The 16,412-nt window shown below is 65.9% G+C and carries 14 protein-coding genes and 1 riboswitch; of the genes, 9 read left to right on the forward strand and 5 right to left on the reverse strand.

Translation table 11 applies throughout. The annotated features are described in order from the left end of the window. Nucleotides 1-95 precede the first annotated feature (95 nt). The 9 genes from ACODRZ_RS07630 to ACODRZ_RS07670 all read left to right on the forward strand — a co-directional run bounded on the left by ACODRZ_RS07630 (nucleotide 96) and on the right by ACODRZ_RS07670 (nucleotide 9,635). The gene (locus tag ACODRZ_RS07630; RefSeq protein ID WP_008830741.1) at nucleotides 96-629 is read left to right on the forward strand and encodes a VOC family protein; all 534 of its coding nucleotides are present in this window, start codon (nucleotides 96-98) and stop codon (nucleotides 627-629) included. Between the two features lie 119 nt (nucleotides 630-748). Continuing rightward, the gene (locus tag ACODRZ_RS07635) at nucleotides 749-1,414 is read left to right on the forward strand and encodes a murein L,D-transpeptidase catalytic domain family protein (RefSeq protein WP_488969400.1); all 666 of its coding nucleotides are present in this window, start codon (nucleotides 749-751) and stop codon (nucleotides 1,412-1,414) included. A 57-nt stretch (nucleotides 1,415-1,471) separates the two neighbouring features. Beyond that, on the forward strand, nucleotides 1,472-2,056 hold the full coding sequence (locus ACODRZ_RS07640) for a hypothetical protein (protein WP_488969265.1): 585 nt from the start codon (nucleotides 1,472-1,474) through the stop codon (nucleotides 2,054-2,056). A gap of 4 nt (nucleotides 2,057-2,060) precedes the next feature. Continuing rightward, the gene (locus ACODRZ_RS07645) at nucleotides 2,061-2,687 is read left to right on the forward strand and encodes a glutathione S-transferase (protein ID WP_488969266.1); all 627 of its coding nucleotides are present in this window, start codon (nucleotides 2,061-2,063) and stop codon (nucleotides 2,685-2,687) included. A 67-nt stretch (nucleotides 2,688-2,754) separates the two neighbouring features. Further along, nucleotides 2,755-4,074, forward strand: a complete 1,320-nt coding sequence (locus ACODRZ_RS07650) for a dicarboxylate/amino acid:cation symporter (RefSeq protein ID WP_488969267.1) — start codon at nucleotides 2,755-2,757, stop codon at nucleotides 4,072-4,074. 42 nt (nucleotides 4,075-4,116) lie between these two features. After that, complete coding sequence (locus ACODRZ_RS07655) at nucleotides 4,117-5,034, forward strand: LysR family transcriptional regulator (RefSeq protein ID WP_488969268.1); 918 nt, start codon at nucleotides 4,117-4,119, stop codon at nucleotides 5,032-5,034. Nucleotides 5,035-5,133: 99 nt separating this feature from the next. Continuing rightward, nucleotides 5,134-6,972: an alpha/beta fold hydrolase gene (locus ACODRZ_RS07660; RefSeq protein ID WP_488969269.1), complete on the forward strand. Its 1,839-nt coding sequence runs from the start codon at nucleotides 5,134-5,136 to the stop codon at nucleotides 6,970-6,972. A 15-nt stretch (nucleotides 6,973-6,987) separates the two neighbouring features. Beyond that, on the forward strand, nucleotides 6,988-8,133 hold the full coding sequence (locus ACODRZ_RS07665) for an FAD-dependent oxidoreductase (RefSeq protein WP_488969270.1): 1,146 nt from the start codon (nucleotides 6,988-6,990) through the stop codon (nucleotides 8,131-8,133). A 2-nt stretch (nucleotides 8,134-8,135) separates the two neighbouring features. Beyond that, on the forward strand, nucleotides 8,136-9,635 hold the full coding sequence (locus ACODRZ_RS07670; RefSeq protein WP_488969271.1) for an aldehyde dehydrogenase family protein: 1,500 nt from the start codon (nucleotides 8,136-8,138) through the stop codon (nucleotides 9,633-9,635). Here ACODRZ_RS07670 and pnuC read toward each other — a convergent pair. From pnuC to nagE, 5 genes are all read right to left on the reverse strand, one after another. Further along, nucleotides 9,630-10,208, reverse strand: a complete 579-nt coding sequence (gene pnuC / locus ACODRZ_RS07675) for a nicotinamide riboside transporter PnuC (RefSeq protein ID WP_488969272.1) — start codon at nucleotides 10,206-10,208, stop codon at nucleotides 9,630-9,632. The two genes, ACODRZ_RS07670 and pnuC, sit on opposite strands and share 6 nt — an antisense overlap. Then, the gene (locus tag ACODRZ_RS07680; RefSeq protein WP_488969273.1) at nucleotides 10,208-11,329 is read right to left on the reverse strand and encodes a phosphotransferase enzyme family protein; all 1,122 of its coding nucleotides are present in this window, start codon (nucleotides 11,327-11,329) and stop codon (nucleotides 10,208-10,210) included. The genes pnuC and ACODRZ_RS07680 overlap by 1 nt, the downstream gene beginning before the upstream one ends. A 1-nt stretch (nucleotide 11,330) precedes the next feature. Continuing rightward, nucleotides 11,331-13,616 (reverse strand): TonB-dependent receptor, encoded by a 2,286-nt coding sequence (locus tag ACODRZ_RS07685; protein ID WP_488969274.1) that lies wholly within the window; start codon nucleotides 13,614-13,616, stop codon nucleotides 11,331-11,333. A gap of 32 nt (nucleotides 13,617-13,648) precedes the next feature. Beyond that, nucleotides 13,649-13,758, reverse strand: a riboswitch (TPP riboswitch). Between the two features lie 53 nt (nucleotides 13,759-13,811). Continuing rightward, complete coding sequence (locus ACODRZ_RS07690) at nucleotides 13,812-14,573, reverse strand: GntR family transcriptional regulator (protein ID WP_488969275.1); 762 nt, start codon at nucleotides 14,571-14,573, stop codon at nucleotides 13,812-13,814. A gap of 105 nt (nucleotides 14,574-14,678) precedes the next feature. Next, nucleotides 14,679-16,406 (reverse strand): N-acetylglucosamine-specific PTS transporter subunit IIBC, encoded by a 1,728-nt coding sequence (nagE, locus tag ACODRZ_RS07695; RefSeq protein ID WP_488969276.1) that lies wholly within the window; start codon nucleotides 16,404-16,406, stop codon nucleotides 14,679-14,681. Between the last annotated feature and the right edge of the window lie 6 nt (nucleotides 16,407-16,412).

Genomic DNA, 16,412 nt, shown 5'->3' on the forward strand with positions numbered 1-16,412 from the left:
TCAGTAGAAAACAGTCATGAATGTTTTTCAAGAAGGATCGCGACCACCCGTGCCGACCGGACGCGGGAACGCGGCATAGCGGGAGAGTGACCGAGATGAGCCGCATCTATGGCAGGATTTTCCAGATCGCCTACGTCGTCCCCGACATCGACGAAGCGGTCGAGCACTGGACGAAATCGATGGGAGTCGGACCGTTCTACGACTTCCCGATCCCCCTTCCCTTCGAGGAACTTTCCGTCGCCGACAGCCCTGCATCGCTGGACGAACCGATCTTCGGCGGCGTCTCGATCAGCTACAGCGGCGACACGATGATCGAACTGATCCAGCCCGGCGCGGCGCCGTCCACCTACCGCGATTTCCTGGAAAGCGGCAAAAGCGGCGTGCATCACTACGGCACCTGGATCGATGACTACGAGGCCACGCTGGCACAGGCACGGGCGGACGGCGTGCCCGTGCTGCTGGAAGGCCGCCTGCCGCTGTCGCGCTTCGCCTATCTCGATACCGCGCGCAACGGCCTCAGCCCTCTGATCGAGGTAATCGCACCGCTGCCGCCGATGGTCGAGTTGTTTGCCATGATCAAGGACGCGGCGGCAGCCTGGGACGGCAGCGATCCGCGCCGCTCGATCTGAAAAGCCCTCGCGAAAATGGCCCAAGGCATATCCGTAACGGATATGGTCCGATTTGAAGTTTCCTCGAGAAACCCCATATCGGGCTCATGACGGAAGAATCCTCCCGATTGAGCAGGCGTATGCTCATGGCCGGAAGCGCGGCCGTTGGAATCGGCGCGCTGGCGCAGTCCACCTCGAGATCGCTCGGGCCGTTGGCGCCGCCAGCGCCCGTGCGTATTCCGGCACCGCCGAAGCTGGTCGAAGCGCGTCCCGCCGCTGCGCGTTCGGCATTCTTCACCGTCGATCCCAAGCTGCTGCGCAAGGCGCTCGCCTCGCTCGATCGGCATTCGAAGCTGATCAAGGCCCATGATCGCATCGCGATAGTCGATTTCGACGCGCCATCTTCCGAGATGCGCATGCATTTTCTCGACGTGATCGATGGCAAGGCCTCGAAGCTGCTGGTCGCTCACGGCTCGGGTTCCGACCCGCACCATACCGGCTTTGCCGAGCGGTTTTCGAACGCCTTCGGGTCCAATGCGTCGAGCGAGGGCGCCTTTCTCACCGACGACTATTACGTCGGCAAGCATGGCCGTTCGCAGCGGTTGATCGGGCTCGATACGACCAACAACAATGCGCTGGACCGCGCGGTCGTGGTCCATAGCGCGTGGTATGCGAATGACGACATGATCCGCGCGCACGGCAAGCTCGGGCGCAGCCAGGGCTGTTTCGCGGTGGGTGAGAACAAGCTCGACGATGTCTTCCGGTTTCTCGGCAAGGGACGGATGATCTACGCTGGACGGGCTTGAGCCGGGCGGCTTGACTGGCCTATGGGCCAAGCCCCGTCCTCTCCTGCCGAGAATGCCATGCCTCCCGTGAAAGACCTCGTCCAACTTGGCCAGCGCGTTGCCGCCACCCATGGCTGGGCCGCCGCCAAGGCATTCAAGGCTTACGCATGGACCGAGGCCGATCAGGCGCGCATCGCCGCCTGCGCCGCCGATCTTCTGAAAGTGTTCCCGCAGCAGTCCGGAACCGGAATGCTGCTCGGCGCTGCGCTTGCCGTGCAACTGGAACGCCATCTCGATGCCCCCGTACATCTGGTGGCCGGTACGCTGAGCATCGACGGCACGCCTGTACGCGGCGACCGCCAGCCATTCGACGGGGCGCAGCTCTTCGGCGAGGACAAGCCCGTATGGGACGGGCATGTTTGGATCATGATCGGTGCCCACGTCGTCGACGTCGCCATCTTCGGGCTTGCCCGCTCGGCCGATTGCCGTCCGGAACTCGCGCGGCACATTCACTCGGTGTTCGGCCAGGACAAGGGCCTCTACGCCGACCAGTGGCGCCGAGCGCGCCGCGTGGGGCTGGAGTACGAGCCGCAATACGTGCTGAGCAGCGAGGATGTCGATCGCCTGATGACCGCCGCCTATCGCCTTCTGTCCGGCGACTGAAGACGTGACTGCGCCGATCCTCTATAGCTTCCGCCGCTGCCCTTACGCGATGCGGGCAAGGCTGGCGGTGATCGTTAGCGGGACACGCTGCGAACTGCGGGAAGTGAAGCTCTCCGCCAAGCCCGAGGCCATGCTGGCGGTGTCGCCCAAGGGTACCGTTCCGGTGATGGTCATGCCGGACGGCGAAGTGATCGACCAGAGCATCGACATCATGCGCCGGGTGCTCGCCGCAAATGATCCCGAAGGCTGGCTCGATCGTGACGATCCCGCGCTCATCGCCGTCAACGACGGATCGTTCAAGCACGACCTCGACCGCTACAAGTATCCCGAGCGTCACGAGGGAGACCCCCTGCTGTACCGGTCGAGCGGCCTCGATTTCCTGCGCGAATTGGACGCGCGACTGATACGAACGGCCCACCTCTCGGGAGAAGCGCGAGGAATGTCGGACGCCGCAGTCATGCCCTTCGTGCGACAGTTCGCGGCCGTGGACAGCGAATGGTTCGCCGCACATGCACCGTCCCACGTGCAAGGCTGGCTCTCTCGCCACCTAACATCGCCCTTGTTCGACGCCGCAATGGTGCGCGTGCCGCCGTGGGCGCCTGAAACCCCGACGGTGATGTTCCCGCACTGAGGCAACGTTTGCCCTGCTCGGACTTTGTCTTCCACATGCAAGCGAAGTCAGGGAACCGACCGTAGGCATGGATCAGGCTAGCGAAACCTCCGACAGCGCGCCCGGCCGTGCAAGGCACAAGCGGCTGCAGCTTCGCATTCTTGCAGGCTTCGTGCTTGGTCTCGGTGCAGGACTGCTGACGTACACGCTCGCCCCCGACGCGCCATGGATCGCGCCCCTCGTCGAATATGTCACGATGCCCATCGGGCAGATTTTCCTGCGGCTGCTGTTCATGCTGGTGCTGCCGTTGCTGTTCTCCGCTCTCGTCATCGGCATTGCGGAGATGGGCGAGATCCGCGCCTTGCGGAACGTCGGGGTAGCCACGCTGGTCTATACCCTGATCGTCTCGGGGATCGCGGTTGCCATCAGCCTCGCCCTAGTCAATGTCCTGAGGCCGGGCGACGGCGTGGACCGGCAGGCAGCGCAGGAACTGCTGGCCAAGGGTGCGGATTCGGCCGGGAGCATCCTGCAGACCTCGGCAAAATCGACCACGGGCGTCGATGCCGTGCTGGCGCTGGTGCCATCCAACGTGATCACCGCGATGAGCGAGAACGACATCCTCGCCGTCATGTTCTTCGCGCTGTTCTTCGGCATCGGCCTGCTGCTGGTACAGAGCCCGCGCACAGAGACGCTCAAGGATGCCATCGAGGGCATCTTCGAGGTTGCGATGAAGCTGATCGGCATCGTCATCCAACTCGCGCCGATCGCGATCTTCTGCTTCATGTTCAATCTCTCGGCGCAGTTCGGATGGGACCTGCTGGGCAAGCTGGCCGCCTTCGCGGGGGTCGTGCTGCTGGCGCTGGGCCTGCAGATGTTCGGCGTATATCCCCTGCTCCTCGCCTTCGTGGCGCGCAGGAACCCGATCGCGTTCTTCCGCTCGACCCGCGAAGTCAGCCTGCTGGCCTTCTCGACCGCGAGTTCCAACGCCACCCTGCCCACCTCGCTGCGCGTCGCCGACGAGGAACTCCACCTGCCCAACAAGGTCGCGCGCTTCGTGCTGACGATCGGCGCTACCGCCAACCAGAACGGCACCGCCATGTTCGAGGGCGTGACCGTATTGTTCCTCGCGCAGTTCTTCGGCGTGGAACTAAGTCTGGGCCAGCAGCTCTACGTGATGGTGATCTGCATTCTCGCGGGGATCGGGACTGCGGGCGTTCCTGCAGGTTCGCTGCCGGTGGTGGCCTTGATACTCGGCAGCGTCGGCGTTCCCCCTGAGGGCATCGGCCTCATCATCGGCGTCGACCGCTTCCTCGACATGTGCCGCACGACCCTCAATGTCATCGGCGATCTCGTATGCGCCACCGTCATCTCTGCCGTGAGCACTCCTGCAAAGGCTGCCGCAGCCTGATCAGGCTGGCGGCCGGCTCCGCGATGAAGTAGGCAGCCGACGATGGAAATCCGCCAGCTGAGACACTTCCTCGCCGTTGCCGAGGCGCGCAACTTCCGGCTCGCCGCCGAGCGCGTCAACCTGTCCCAGCAAGCCGTCAGCAAGAGCATCCTCCAACTGGAGCGCAGCCTGTCCGTCAGCCTGTTCGAACGAGGACGACAGGCGGTGCTGCTGACCGAGGAAGGACGGCAACTGCTGGCCTACGCGCGCGACATCCTTGCCGACGTGCGCCGCTTCGACGACGCCCTTGCCGACACCATGGGACGCAAGCACGGCCACCTGCGTATCGGCGCGACGCCTAACCTGCTCAGCGAGGCCATCCCCGACACGTTGCGCATGTTCCACGAGCGCTATCCGCAGGCGCGCCTCTCCGTGGATCGCGGCGACTTTCCCCTGCTGCGCGACACGATGCTGCAGGGCGACCTCGACCTGATCCTCTGCTCCAGCCCCGAGCAGATTCCCCGGCATCTCGTGACCACCAGCGTCATAGCACACGACCGCAACGTGGTGGTGGTGCGCAAGGATCATCCGCTCGCACAGGCAGCCGCCGTCCCCACGGCGATGCTCGCGGAATATCCGATGCTGGCGATCCACAACTACCCGCGCGGCGAGAACTATCTTGAGCGGATGTTCGCCGGGTCGCCGACACCGCGACCGATGCTTAAGGCAGCTTCGATCGACTTCGCGATGGCGTGGCTTCGTCGCAGCGACTTCTGGTGGATCGCGCCCCTTCGGCAGGCCCGACCCCACATCCGGGATGGCGTGCTCACCGTGCTTCCGGTGAAGCCGGAGGACACGGGATGGGAACTGGTGATGGCGACTCGCCGCCACGCCCGGCCTACCCCGGTCGTCACCGCCTATTGCGACATCGTAAGAAGCTATCTCGACACACAAATAGGCGACAACCATCAGTTGTCGTAAATTCTCCCGAGTTGCTGGCCGCGCCATTTCCCCGTCCATAAACCTTGCCGCAAGAAGCGACGAGGCCGTGCTCCGGTCTCAGGTGGCAAGGGAATTCGCATGGCCGGTAAGACCAAGGGCTACGCACGCACGAGTGCAGGGCAAATCCATTTCCGTTCGGTCGATGGCCCAGGCATCCCACTGGTCCTGCTGCACCGCACGCCGGTTTCCTCCTCCAGCTTCGATGCGATGCTGGATTATCTCGATGGCCGCCATGCCACCGTGGCGCTCGACACCCCCGGCTTCGGGCAGTCTTTCCGGCCGGAAGGAAGTCCTTCGACGGACGACTATGGCCGCTGGTTGCTGGAGGCACTCGACGCGCTCGGCATCGGGACGTTCCACCTCGCCGCGCATCACACCGGCACGCATTTCGCGGCGGAAATGGCCCGGCTCGCCCCTGAGCGAGCGCAGTCTCTGACCCTTTCCGGCGTCCTTTACGCCCCCGAAGAAGATCGCGCCAAGATGCGCGCCGACATCGGCAACGCCGCGCCGATCGCCCGTGACGGATCGCATGTCTCCGACTGCTGGGACCTGATGAAAAGCCTGTTCCTCGACTACGATGGTCCGCTCGTCCATGCCGAGACACTGGGCGCGCTCACCGCCATGGAGGCGCGCAATCAGGCCTTCGACGCGATCTTCGCGCAGGACTTCGGCGCGGTGTTCAGCGAGGTCCAGTGCCCGGTGCAGATCGTGCAGGCTGCCGACGATCCGCTCACCCTCGGCGGAATGCTCACCCGCTTCCGCGAGGATTTCCCGGCCGTTCCCTTCCATCCGACCGGCCCGGCCTTCCTCGCCACGCCGGAGCGCCAGGCGGGCCAGTTCGCCCGCGCGGTTCTCGACTTCATCCAGCCTCCTCACGAAACGGACAAGACCATGGCAAACAAGCGCTACACCCTGAAGCAAGGCGACACCGGGTACGACCTCGTACGCGCCGACACGCAGGTTCCCTCGCCTGCGCAGGGTGAAGTCGTCGTGCGGGTCCACGCCGTCTCGATCAATCGCCGCGACGTCAGCATCCGCGACCTCAGTTACCCGGTGAACGGTGCCGACAACTTCACGCCGCTGTCCGATGCAGCAGGTGAAATCGTCGCGCTCGGCGCGGGCGTCGAGGGCTGGCAGGTGGGCGACCGCGTCGCCTCGACGTTCTGCCAGAACTGGGCGGGCGGGCGCCTGACGCTGCCCGCGGCGGTCTCCTCCCTCGGTGGCGGCGGGCCGGGTGTCTTTGCGGACTATGTCGTGCTTTCGGTCTCCGGCATCACCCGCATTCCAGAGGGCTGGACCTGGGAAGAAGCCGCCGCCCTGCCCTGCGCCGGTGTCACTGCATGGCGCGCGCTGATGACGCTCGGCAAGCTGGAGAAGGACGACTGGGTCCTGATCATCGGCACCGGCGGCGTGGCGCTGTTCGCGCTGCAGATCGCGGTGGCGGCAGGCGCGAAGGCGATCGTGCTCTCCTCCAGCGACGAGAAGATCGAGACGGTCAAGGCGATGGGCGCGCATTCGGGCGTCAACTACGTCACCACGCCCGAGTGGGCCGACGCGGTGCGTGCGATTACCGGTGGTGCGGGCGTCAACCACGTGGTCGAACTCGGCGGCAGCGGCACCCTGGGCAAGTCGATCGCCAGCCTCGGCCTCGACGGCCACCTCGCGATGATCGGCGCGCTCGACGGCTTCGGCGGCGACATTCCCGCGATGCCGATGATCTTCGCGGCGCTGCGCGTCAGCGCGGTACTGGTCGGCTCGCGCGCCGATCAGGAAGCGCTGGTCGCCTTCATGGAAGACAAGAACCTGCGCCCCGTCATCGACCGCGTGTTCCCCTTCGCGGAAGCGGAAGCCGCTTACACCCGCACCGCCTCGGGCGCGTTCGGCAAGGTCATCGTCTCGCTGAACGACGCGGCCTGATAGGAGTAGAATGCCATGACCAAGCACATCGTAATCGTCGGCGGCGGCATCGCTGGAATGACCGCAGCTGCCGCCCTCGCACAGCAGGACTTCCGCGTCACGCTGCTCGAATCCGCACCGCAACTCGGAGAGATCGGCGCGGGCGTTACCCTGTCGCCCAACGCCATGAAGGGCCTCGATTTCCTCGGCGTGTGCGAGAAGGCGGCCGCGGTCGGCGTCGAGCCCACCCGCCAGCGCATCCAGCACTGGGAGGACGGCCGCACTCTGGTGCAGATGGACCGCTCCACCCAGCGCGCCAAGTACGGCGCACCTTACGTCACCATCCACCGCGCCGACCTGCATGCAGTTCTGACCGCCGCAGCCCTTGAGGCAGGCGTCGAGGTCCGCTGCGGCGCCGCCGTGGTTGGCAGCGATGGCCCCGAGGCGATCCTTGCGAGCGGCGAGCGCATCGGCGGTGACCTGCTGGTCGGCGCCGATGGCGTTAAGTCCGTCATTCGCCAGCGCTTCGAGACAACGGCCCCGCACTTCACCGGCCACGTCGCATGGCGGGCTCTGGTGCCGGTGACGCCGGAACTGCAGGAACTCTCGGACTTCCCCGGCATCTTCATCGGCCCCGGCGCGATGCTCAACCGCTACAATGTGCGCGGATCAAAGGTGATGAACCTCGTATTCTTCGCCAGACAGGCCGGGTGGAACGAGGAAGGCTGGATGCTCCCCGCCGATCCCGCCGAACTCCACGGCATCTACGCTGGCTGGTGCGACGACGCGCAGAAGCTGGTCGATGCAGCTTGCGCCCAGCCCCTGTTCAAGTGGGCGATCAATGCCCGCGGCGCGCTTCCGAACTGGATCATCGACAACAACGTGACCCTGATCGGCGACGCCGCGCATGCCATGACCCCGTTCCTCGGCCACGGCGCCGCCTGCGGGATCGAGGATGCAGTGGTTCTCGCCCGCGCACTCCGCGCCTCGGACACGATCGGCGAAGGCCTTGCCCGTTATCAGGCCGCACGCCATGAACGCGCGAGCTTCATACAGGCCGAGTCCAACGCCAACGCCGACCGCATGCAGGGGCAGGATGCCGCGCTTTTCGGCCTCGGCGAGATGAAGGACGAGGAATCGCTCGGCCTGTTCCAGTACGATTGCCGGACGGTGGAAGTATGACGATGGCCCAGCCCTTTGACGGACACACACTCTCTCCCGAAACCCTCGCTTTCCTCGATACCGACATGCGCCTTCTCATCGATGGCGAGCGGGTCGAGGGCGAGGACTTCCACGAAACCCGCGATCCGGCGACCGGCCTTGTGATCGCGCGCTTCCATGTCGGCGGCAAGGCGGAGATCGACGCTGCCGTCGCCGCCGCACGCCGCGCTTTCGAAGGTCCGTGGGGCCGCATGGCCGCCGCCGAGCGCACCGCGATCCTGCAGCGCCTTGCGCGGATCATGGAGGCCAACGCGACGCTGCTGACCGAACTCGACATCATCGACAACGGCATGCCGCGTTTCATCGCCGGGCTGACCACCGCCAACTGTGTCGAGATGGTGGACTACTACGCAGGCGCGATCCTGCGCATAGAGGGCACCACCACGACCCCACCGCGCCATGTCTCCGCCGAGGCCGAAGCGCTGACCTACACCTTGCGCGAACCGGTCGGCGTCGTCGGTCAGATCGTGCCGTGGAACGTGCCGCTTTCCACCGCGATCCTCAAGCTCGCCCCGGCCTTGGCGGCGGGCTGCACGGTCGTCGTCAAGCCCTCCGAGGAAACCCCGCTCTCGCTGCTGGCGCTGGCCGACATGATCGGCGAGGCGGGCTTCCCGGCGGGCGTGGTGAACATCGTCAACGGCTTCGGCGCGACTGCCGGGCAGGCTCTGGCCGAGCATCCGGACGTGGACAAGGTCTCCTTCACCGGATCGACCGCCACCGGGCGGCGCATCGTCATGGCGGCGATGGGCAACCTCAAGAAGGTCAGCCTGGAACTCGGCGGCAAGAGCCCGGTCATCGTCATGCCCGACGCCGACCTCGCCCTCGCCGTGCCCGGCGTCGCGATGGCGACGTTCTTCCTGCAGGGCCAGAACTGCATGGCTGGCACCCGCATCTTCGCGCATGAGGACATCCATGACGCGCTGATCGAGGGGCTGGTGCAGTTCGCCTCGGGCATGACGCTTGGCCACGGCCTCGACCCCGCGACGATGCAGGGGCCGCTGATCTCCGAGGCGCATTGCGGCAAGGTCATGGCCCATATCGATGCCGCGAAGGCTTCCGGTGCCCGGCTCGTCACCGGCGGCGAGAAGCTGGCGCAGCCAGGCAACTTCGTCCAGCCCACGATCTTCACTGACTGCACGCCCGATATGGCGGTCATGCGCGAGGAGATCTTCGGCCCGGTCATGGCGGTGCAGAAAGTTGCCACGACCGACCTCGACGAACTTGCGCTCCTTGCCAACGACACGCCTTACGGCCTGTCGGGCAGCGTCTGGACGCGGGACGTGGCGGCAGCGCACCGGCTGGTGAAGCGGGTGCGTTCGGGCCACGTCTCGATCAACTGCCATGGCGCGGTGGGAACGAACATCCCGTTCGGCGGCTACGGCCAGTCCGGCTGGGGCCGGGAGTTCGGTCAGGAAGGTCTCGACGGCTATCTCGAAACCAAGGCGGTGACGGCGCGCCTATAAGGCGGCGGTCTGCCCTTGCCGCGCCGCCGCTGCCCGCCAGCGCCGGTAGCCGAGCACGGCAAGGGCGACCATCGCGGCGTAGAGCCCCGCCGTCAGCCACAAGTCCTTGAATGCGAACATGCCGACGTAGAGCACGTCCACCGCGATCCACAGCAGCCAGCTGGCCGACTGCCGCCGCGCCGTCCAGTACTGCGCGACGAGGCTGAAGCTGCTCAGCCCAGCGTCCATCCACGGCAAGGCGGCATTCGTGTAGCGACTGGCGAGCCAGCCTATCGCGACGGCACCGATCGCTCCGGCCCCGAGGCCCGCCGCCGCGCCGACAGCCGACAGCGGCTTGACGACGATGTCGCCGCTATCCGCCTTGCCCCGTGTCCATGCAGCCCAGCCATAGAGGATGGCCGCGCCAAACAGCGCCTGCAGCACCATGTCGGAATAGAGGCGAACATCGAGGAAAACCTTGAAATACAACGCGCAGGCCAGCAGGTTCACCGGCCAGCACAGCATCCAGCGTCGGGCCGTGAACCAGATGCCGAGGAAGCTGACGACGACGGCGACGATCTCCAGTATCGACATCAGGCTACGCCCTCCAACTGGCTCAGGAAATCGCGTCCCGGCGGGGACAGGAACCACTCGGCGTGGCCTATGAGATAGTCCTGCCACGCAAGATCGGCCTGACCGCGATCGGCGAGGATTCCTGCGAAATAATCGACTTCCGACAGCGCGAATTCGACGTGTACCAGCGGAAGCAGGCGGGCGATCGTCCGAACGTCCTCGCCGGTCAGCGGGAGGACGGTCCGATAGCCCGCGATCAGTGCCCGAGCAGCCTGCGGATCACCCTGATTTTCCAAGATTTCCAGCCAGGGAACGGCCGTCCGCTCGATCGCCGTGGCAAGGTCGTGGAGAGCGCAAGTACGGGTCGCCAGTCCGAAATCTATAACGGCACTCACAGGCCCCCAAACGGACCACAGAAGGTTCGAAGGGTGCCAGTCGTTGTGCGTCCACAGGGTAGGCCGCCCCTCCAACCGTGATGCAAGTCCGTCGCCGAGCGCATCGAACAGACGGGCCATTTCGCTCCGCCAGGACTTGCCTTCCAGATAGGCGCCGAGAGCCGGTCTTGCGGCTACGTAACCCTCGGCCGCCGCGAGCGGGTCAGACGAAGGCACGATGGTGAAGCTGGCGACTAGAGGACGATCCGCCCGCGCCTTAACGTCAAAGTCGCTTGCAGCAGCATGCAGTCGCGCCAGCGCGACACCGGCCTCGAATGCATGGTCATGCGAGAGGAACGGCGTCCACGATTGCCGCTCGCGGTAGAGATCGATGCCCGGCGCGCGGCGATGAAGTTCGTATGTCCATTCGGCCTGCACCACCGCCCCGTTGCCATCGCGTGCCGTCATGACCTCGGGCACGCTCAGCCCCTTGGCGCGCAGATGCGCCATGAAGGCGTGCTCCTCGCCCAGCGCGGCGGGGGAGCGGACCGAGCGGTGGTGACGCTTGAGGAACAGCGTTTCCCCGCCCACCTCCACCAGCGTCGCGGCCGAGAACGGGCGCGGCGAATGCCAGCGCAGCGCCTCCACTCGCCCGACCGCCGGGAAGTGCGCGAGAACGCCTTCTGCCTCGGCCTCGGTGATCGCTGGCCAGACGGGTGCCTCAAGCTCGGTGCCCATCCCGTGCACGAGATGGTCCGCACCACTCATGTCAGAACGCGCGCGACAGTGTCGCCACCACCGCCCGGCCGCCGCCGATGTAATAGGCAGGCGCGGAACCCGAGATCCCCGTGCCGTTCCGGCCCACCGTATCCTGCGCATTGCTGCTGACCGAGTATACGCCAGAGAGCACGCGCGGATTGGTGACGTTGATCGCGTTCACGCGCAAGTCCATGCGTTGCGCGTCGATTAGCCCGGCCAGATGCACACCGATCGCCAGGTCGAGCGTGGCATAGCCCTTGATGCTCTCGTCGTTCATGAACGTCGAGTACTGGCGCCCGACGTACTTGAGCGCGGTGCTGCCGAACAGGCGGCCATCATCGTATGTGCTGCCCACGGCAAACTGGAACTCGGGGCTCGAAACCGCGCGCTTGCCCTTCGTCGGCAGGTAATCGCCGCCGATCGCCAGATCATCGTCCTGCCGCGTGTGCAGGTATTCGCCCGAGGCGTAGATGCTGACGCCCTTGGCCGGACGATAGTCGATCTCGGCGTCGAGGCCGTAGCTGGTCTGGCTGCCGCCATTGACCGTCGAATTGACCAGCGCCCCGCCGCTGTTGATCACCGTCGCCACCTGCCGGTTGCGGAAATGGTAATGGAACGCGGTCAGCGAGAACGACAGGCTCGGCCCGATGTAGCGATAGCCCAGTTCCTCGGACACCGAATACTCGTTCTTGAGGTTCGAAGTCCCCTGCTGCACCAGTTCGCCGCCGTAGTAGCTGTTGTAGAGCGCGAACTCGTTTGGCGTGCGGAAGTTGGTGGTCACGTTGGCGAACAGCTGCTGGCGATCGTCGAGCTTGTAGTGCACCGAAGCACGCGGGAGCGCCGCGAAGCTGTCGGTGTGCACCTTGTCCTGCGGTCCCGGCAGATGGTTGCGGCCATTGCGCAGCAGGTCCACGCCCTTGAAGCCGACATCGACGGTCAGGCGCGGCGTGACGGTCACGCTATCGGCGACGAAGAAGCCCTTGGTGACCGTGACCGTACGCGCGTTCTCGTAAGCGAGCAGGCGGCCGTCCGCAGTGCGGATCGCTTTGCTCGGATAACCCCACTTGTCGAAGGGCTGCCCGTCCGCACCGATCGAGGTGTAGGTCTGCTGCACGCGGTCCGTGCCGTAGTCGAACCAGAGCCCCGCCGTGATCGTGTGCGCGCCGGCCTCCAGCGTCAGCTTGCTGACGTTGCCGGTCCGCATCTGCTTGCCGGTCCAGTTGCCCATCACCGTGGCGAGGCCGTCCACCGCGCCCGGCAGTTCGACCGGCTGCGCCAGTTCCTCCGTGCCGAGGTAATTGCCGGTCGTCGTCAGCTGCGTCCCGTAAGGTGCGTTGCCGTAGCCGAACTGGAGATAGGTGGTGCTATCGAGCGCGAGCCCGCCGCCGAGGTTCAGATGCACCGGCGCCGAGGCATAGAGGTTGCGGAACGGCGCGCGGTACAGGCGCCAGTACCCGGTATCGCCCTCGGTATAATTCGCGCTGTAATTGAAACCGCGACCGGAAGTACGCCAGTCGGCCAGCGTCGGCGCAGGGTAGCCCGAGGTCTCGGCCTCGTTGAACGACAGGGCCAGACTGGCACGGTTGCCCTCGCCCCATTCGGCCAGCAACTTGGCGTCGATGTGCTGGCGCTTGTCGAAGCCCGGCCCCCGCCAGTTGTCCGCGCGGTTGTTGGAGTACGACACGAAAGCCTTGAGCCCGGTATTGCCGATCTCGCCGGTGTCGAAGCGCAGGAAAGCGCGCCGCTCGTCGAACGAGCCGACCGACAGGTTGACCAGCCCGCCCATGCGCTCCTTCGGATCGTCCAGCGTCAGCGACAGCAGACCGCCCGCCGCCGCGACGACCGGCGCGTCGATGTCCGCTCCGCCCTGCACGAGCCTGACCTGACGCACGTTCTCGGCATCGGCGAACTGCGAGGGATAGGCGTTGTAATAGCCGATGTCGTTCTGCGGCGCGCCTTCCATCAGCACGCCGATCTGGTCCTGCCCCAACCCGCGCAGCGTCAGGCTGGAACTGGCCGAGAGCCCATAGGGATCGCTCATCGATACATTAGCGCCGGGCAGCAGGTTCACCAGCTGGAAGGCGTTGAAGGTCGGCGCCTGCTTGACGATGAACTCGGACGAGATCGCGCTGACCGCCTTGGGCTCGGTCTGGTCGGGCAGCAGGCCCTCGGGATCGGCATGGCCGATGACCTGGATCGGCGAGGTGTCCGCCTCGTCGGCCAGTGCCGGAGCCGCCGCAAATAGGGCCGGGAATGCCAGCGCCGCGCCACAAAGATACGAAAAATTGCCCGTCATAGTCTCGCGTCCACTCCACTCGGAGGGACAACGGACCTGCCGCCAGCCCTCCCTACGCCGGTGTCAACCGGATCAGGTTCAGCGGGTCGTGGTCTGCTGACCACCTCTCAGCCGCGCATGAGCGGCCCCCCGGGGATGGAGCGCGCCTTAGGCGCTTCGATGCGAAGTGGGAAGCGATATTATTACAGGTTGGGGTCAGTAATCGCCCTGTTCTACGACGAGGTCATAAGCATCGCCCCGGTAGTAACAGTTGGTCGCCTCGACCAGACGGCCATCGGGCAGGAACGCACGGCGCTCGATGGCAAGGCACGGATCGCCCGCCGAGATTCCCAGCATCTCGGCATGTTCGGGGCTGAACCCGACCGAGCGCAGCCGCTGGAGCGCACGCACCGGCCGGTGACCCTCCGCATCGAGCGCGGCATAGAGAGAGTCGCCGACAACGTCAGGCGATGGCAGCGCCCAGCCCGGCACGACGGCGTGCTCTATCGCCATCGTCTCGCCGTCGGCGCAGCGGATGCGGTTGAAGCGCAGGATTCGCGATCCCGGCGACAGGCCCAGCAGCATCGCCTCGTCCGGCGTCACGACGCCTTCGGAACGGTCGATCCACACGTTCGTCGGCTTGCGCCCGCGCGCGGCCATGTCCTCGGAGAAGGAGGTCATGATCGAGAAGCTCTTTTCCACGCGATGCCCCTGCTCGGACGGGCGCGGGGCGGCAACGAAAGTGCCGGCGCCCTGGCGCCTTTCCAGCATGCCTTCGTCGACAAGGCCGTCGATCGCCTTGCGCACCGTGACGCGCGAGACGCCGTATTCCTCCACCAGTTCGCGCTCGGTCGGCAGCGCTGATCCCACCGCGATCCGGTGCCTGTCGATGGCTTCGCGGATGAGCCGCTGCAGCCGCATGTAGCGGGGGCCTGTCTCACCGTCGCGAAGAGGCCCGATCTTGTCCACGGCTGCCATAGTTCTCCTCTATGCGCCTGCGATACGCCGGGAACGGCATCGGGACAACGCGAATATGATTAGTATCGTATTGGTATTAAAAAATCATCTGCCCTCATCGACGCATCAGGTCAAGGAATGCCAGCCTTCCATCGCTTTGGATTCGAAGAGAAGGTGCCACCGCGATCCAACCAGGGCGCCCCGACGCAGTCCAAACGCCGCCAGCGCATCGAGGTCCGGCCTTGCCGCCGTTTCGACCAGCAGGCGACCGTGCGATATCCAGACGGCTGCATCCTTGCCGAGCGCCTTGCGCACTCCGGCGGGCAACCGCGCCGGATCGACGGTGGACGCTCCACCTGCCTGCTCCTGCGGCGGCGCAACCGGGGCAGCAGCAACCCGCGGACCAGCGCGGGCGGCATCGCGGATTTCGTCGGCCACGGCATCGGCAATCGGACCTAGCACCACCTGCACTCCATGCGCCGAAGGCCGGATGACCCCCTTTGCGCCCAGCGCACGCAGTTCCGCCTCGTCGACCAGCCCCTGCTGCGCCACCACCAGGCGAAGGCGAGTGGTGCAAGCTCCGATCTCGCGCAGGTTGTCGGCTCCGCCCAGGGCATCGAGAAAGGCGAGGCCTCGCTCGGCAGCTGGTCGCTCCCGCCTGTCCGTGGCATCGGCAATGTCCTCACGACCCGGCGTCTTGAGGTCGAAGCGCAGGATCGCCCAGCGGAATACGGTGTAGTAGATCGCGAAATAGGCCAGCCCCACCGGCAGCAACAGCAGCGGTTTCTGCGCCTTGCTGAGGTTGAGTACGTAGTCGAACAGTCCCGCCGAGAACCCGAAGCCGAGATGGACGTCCAGCGCCGACATGAGCGCCATGGAGACGCCCGTCAGCACGGCGTGGACCACGAACAGTACCGGCGCGAGGAACATGAAGCTGAATTCGATCGGCTCCGTGACCCCGGTGAGGAACGAAGTCGCGGCAAGGCTCAACAGCATGCCGCCGGTCGCCTTGCGCCGCTCCGGCAGGGCCGAGCGGTACATCGCGAGGCACGCGGCGGGCAGGCCGAACATCATCACCGGGAAGAAGCCCGTCATGAACGCGCCCGCGCCCGGGTCGCCCGCGAAGAAGCGGCGCAGGTCTCCGGTCACGCCATGGTAGTCGCCCAGCACGAACCATGCGACGTTGTTGATGATGTGGTGCAGGCCGGTGACCAGCAGCAGCCGGTTGAGCAGGCCGTAGACGAACAGCCCCCATTCGCCGCTTGCCAGAGCAAGACGGCTCATACCGTCGATGCCGCCGTTCACCGCCGGGAACGCGGCGCCGACGACACCGGCGATGACCACGCCCACCGTGCCGCTGACGATCGGCACAAAGCGCCGCCCTCCAAAGAATGCCAGGTATTCGGGCGCGCGGAAGTTGTGGAAGCGGTTATAGGCACTGCCCCCGACCATGCCCGAGACGATCCCGATCGGCACCGAGAGCCGGGCGATCTGCGACTGGCTCCATGCGGCTGCCAGCGTCGCCTTGATGTTGGCGGCATCGCCCGCGACGCCTGCCGTGACCTCCGGCGGGATCACCAGCAACGCCCGTGCGCCTTCGCTCGCGACCAGGAAGCAAACCGCCCCGGCGAGCGGCGCGGCGCCGTTGCCATCCCGGGCGAAGCCGGTGGCGACACCGATCGCGAACAGCAGACCGAGGTTGGCGAACATGGCATTGCCCGCCGCGCTCAGGAACTCCAGTCCCAGCAGGTCGGGCTGGCCGAGGCGCAGCAGCAGCGCAGCCACCGGCAGCACCGCGATTGGCAGCATCAGCGCGCGGCCGAGGCCCTGCAGCCGCTGCCCCAGAGATCTCATCCAGCC

Source organism: Novosphingobium sp. FG90, assembly GCF_057808725.1.

Bases quoted from the DNA above. Each gene is read 5' to 3' on its own strand.
- ACODRZ_RS07630 (WP_008830741.1), top strand. From the start codon at position 96: ATGAGCCGCATCTATGGCAGGATTTTCCAGATCGCCTACGTCGTCCCC.
- ACODRZ_RS07635 (WP_488969400.1), top strand. From the start codon at position 749: ATGCTCATGGCCGGAAGCGCGGCCGTTGGAATCGGCGCGCTGGCGCAG.
- ACODRZ_RS07640 (WP_488969265.1), top strand. From the start codon at position 1,472: ATGCCTCCCGTGAAAGACCTCGTCCAACTTGGCCAGCGCGTTGCCGCC.
- ACODRZ_RS07650 (WP_488969267.1), top strand. From the start codon at position 2,755: ATGGATCAGGCTAGCGAAACCTCCGACAGCGCGCCCGGCCGTGCAAGG.
- ACODRZ_RS07655 (WP_488969268.1), top strand. From the start codon at position 4,117: ATGGAAATCCGCCAGCTGAGACACTTCCTCGCCGTTGCCGAGGCGCGC.
- ACODRZ_RS07660 (WP_488969269.1), top strand. From the start codon at position 5,134: ATGGCCGGTAAGACCAAGGGCTACGCACGCACGAGTGCAGGGCAAATC.
- ACODRZ_RS07665 (WP_488969270.1), top strand. From the start codon at position 6,988: ATGACCAAGCACATCGTAATCGTCGGCGGCGGCATCGCTGGAATGACC.
- ACODRZ_RS07670 (WP_488969271.1), top strand. From the start codon at position 8,136: ATGGCCCAGCCCTTTGACGGACACACACTCTCTCCCGAAACCCTCGCT.
- pnuC (WP_488969272.1), bottom strand. From the start codon at position 10,208: ATGTCGATACTGGAGATCGTCGCCGTCGTCGTCAGCTTCCTCGGCATC.
- ACODRZ_RS07680 (WP_488969273.1), bottom strand. From the start codon at position 11,329: ATGAGTGGTGCGGACCATCTCGTGCACGGGATGGGCACCGAGCTTGAG.
- ACODRZ_RS07685 (WP_488969274.1), bottom strand. From the start codon at position 13,616: ATGACGGGCAATTTTTCGTATCTTTGTGGCGCGGCGCTGGCATTCCCG.
- ACODRZ_RS07690 (WP_488969275.1), bottom strand. From the start codon at position 14,573: ATGGCAGCCGTGGACAAGATCGGGCCTCTTCGCGACGGTGAGACAGGC.
- nagE (WP_488969276.1), bottom strand. From the start codon at position 16,406: ATGAGATCTCTGGGGCAGCGGCTGCAGGGCCTCGGCCGCGCGCTGATG.